Below are 2,692 nucleotides of genomic sequence, written 5' to 3'. Positions count from 1 at the left end.
TTAACAACGTGTATAATTAATTGCTTTGTTCGTGCCTACTTACGAAAAGCCCTTCGGCTTTTCTATTCCGTTTTTATTTGCTAATTTTAGTGTTTAAACCACGCAACTAACCATACACAAAACCGTTGGCAATAAGTTAACCTGTCCGCCAGCATTGTGATTTAACCAATGATTATGTCTTTTTTATATTATTTCACGCAACCTTTTTGCATTTTACACATCTTATTAAAAAATAAATCAATGAATTATGAAAAAAGCCAACATTACATCACTATTAATTTGTTTAACCTTTTCGCTTTTATTCTTTAATTGTAAAAGCGATGATGATATTAACCCAGTTACAATAAATGCTGACACATATCCGTCTTTAAACGATTTAGTACAAGCATTAAAACCTAACGTACAGTCTTTTACAATAGATCCTACAACCAACCAAACGGTAACTGGAACTGATGGCACAATAGTTAATATAAACCAAAACGCCTTTACAGATGATGAAGGTAACTTAATATCATCAGCGATAACTGTAAATTTGAGAGAGCATTTAACTCTTGAAGATATGTTACTAGCTAATGCACAAACAAGCTCGAACAATCAAATTTTAATAACAGGAGGAAGTTTTAATTTAACTTTTGAAGATGAAAATGGCGCAAGTGTAATTGCTAACCCTTGGAGTATTGCGTGTCAAATGCCAGTGCAAACAGAGATAACTGGCTATGAAAACCAAATGCAATACTATATTGGAGAATATGATATGGTTGACGGAAGAGAAATGGTAAACTGGGAATTTGCTGGTGACAATAATGAAGCTTGGATGGATGAGGATACTTTTAATATTTTTGGCATAGAACAAGGACTTTCAAATTGTGATGTTTTATATAATATGAATGGAGACACACCTACACAATTTGAGGTGACAATATCAGATGTTACTGACTATACATCAACTACAGTTTGGATGGTTATAGATGATTTTCCTTCTGTTATTATGATAACATCGATAAATACTGCTATGACCGCTTTAAAAGCCTATGATAATTCTATACCAACAGGTCTAAATGCAACATTAATTGCGATGACTGTTGATGCAGATAATTATTTAAAGTTTGGTAGTCTACCAATAACAGTATTAGGTGACGATATTTTTAATATAGCAGTAGATTATGGAACTACCGAAGAATTAACAACGTTAATTCAAAACATAGCGAACTAAATAATATACGTTTATAAACTTAAAATAAACTTTGGAAAATCATTCTTTTATAAAAATGAAAAATTGAATTTTCAAATACTACTCAATATTTCATTTAGATTAAGTTTTAAGTAAATTATTTTTAGCTGGTTAAAAATTAAAACCAATTGCCAACAACGTGTATAGTTCATAGCGGTTGCTGGCTAAGACGAAGGTCCTTCCCTACTTTTTTGTATATTGTTACTGTGGAAAATTAATCGTGTACCTGACCGCAACAAACCATACACGAAGACGTTGGCATTAATTTAAAAAACAGATAGTATGAAATATAAATGGCTTGTCACATCAGGATTTTCTGAAATTAATGACACAGAAATTAAATATATACCAAAAACTAAAAAAGACGAATTAGGAGATGAAAGAATAGTTAATTCATTTGTTGGCTCTGATATATCATTTGAAAATGGAACAATCGAATTCGATGTAAAATCAAAAGATAAATTTGGAATTTGTCAATTAATTTTAAATACTGACACAGGAGCTGATTTAAATATTGGTCTTAATACTGCAGGTTATTTATATGGAATTGTACAATTTGATAGAAAAACAAATAAATGGGATTTATTAGCTGGAGTTGGTGAACCAGAAACCTTTGACACAAATAAATTTTATAAAGTTAAAATTACAGTTTCGGGTTCAATAATTTCACTTTATATCAATGATATTTTAGTGGCATCAACTATTAAAAACGTAAGAAAAGGGCAACTTCAAATTGCGTTCTCTTCAAAAGAAGAAGTTATAGTAAAAAACTTCAAAGTATCTCTTCTAAAACCAAAAGCATTTATTGTAATGCAATTCTCAGATGAATATAACCAACTATATACAGAAGTAATTAAGCCAGTATGCGAAAGCTATGGACTAGAAGTAGAAAGAGCTGATGAATTTTATACTGCAACACCAATTATTCAAGATATTGTAAAGTCAATTAAAAATGCATCTGTAATAATAGCTGAAATAACACCTGATAATCCAAATGTTTTTTACGAAGTTGGTTATGCACACGCTATTGAAAAACCTACGATATTATTAAGCGATGTTAAAAGAGAGAAATTGCCTTTTGATATCTCTGGATTTAGGACATTGTTTTACGAAAACTCTATTGCTGGAAAAACTAAGGTTGAAAGGAATTTAAAGAAATTTCTTGACAATATATTCTAAAAAAACTAATGCCAACACCGTATATAATTTATTGCTGGCTTCTTGCCTACTTGCGAAAGTCCTCGCGGACTTTCTTTGTCGGTAATTATTTACTAAATTAGGTGCTTAAAACACGCAACAAACCATATACAAACACGTTACCTGCAATTATGAAAAAGGTACTTTCCTGAAATAGGTTGACTAAAAATTAAACATTTAATTATAGTCACTTATGAAAACACGAAAACAAGACTGTCGAAAAAAACCTTACGAAAAAGTAACTTTTCAGTACAAATTATTCGT

General features: G+C 30.5%; 2 protein-coding genes. Both read left to right on the top strand.

Annotated features, from left to right (window positions below):
• Window positions 1-247: 247 nt before the first annotated feature.
• Window positions 248-1,213 (top strand): hypothetical protein, encoded by a 966-nt coding sequence (locus ACJJVO_RS00290; RefSeq protein WP_405569006.1) that lies wholly within the window; start codon window positions 248-250, stop codon window positions 1,211-1,213.
• 300 nt (window positions 1,214-1,513) lie between these two features.
• A complete protein-coding gene (locus tag ACJJVO_RS00285) occupies window positions 1,514-2,410 on the top strand; it encodes a hypothetical protein (RefSeq protein WP_405569004.1) in 897 nt (298 codons plus the stop codon).
• Window positions 2,411-2,692: the final 282 nt, after the last annotated feature.

The organism is Winogradskyella sp. Asnod2-B02-A (assembly GCF_045063645.1).
Classification (GTDB): domain Bacteria; phylum Bacteroidota; class Bacteroidia; order Flavobacteriales; family Flavobacteriaceae; genus Winogradskyella.
Note: the sequence above shows the minus strand (reverse complement) of the source record. Positions and strands in the feature narration are given on the sequence as shown.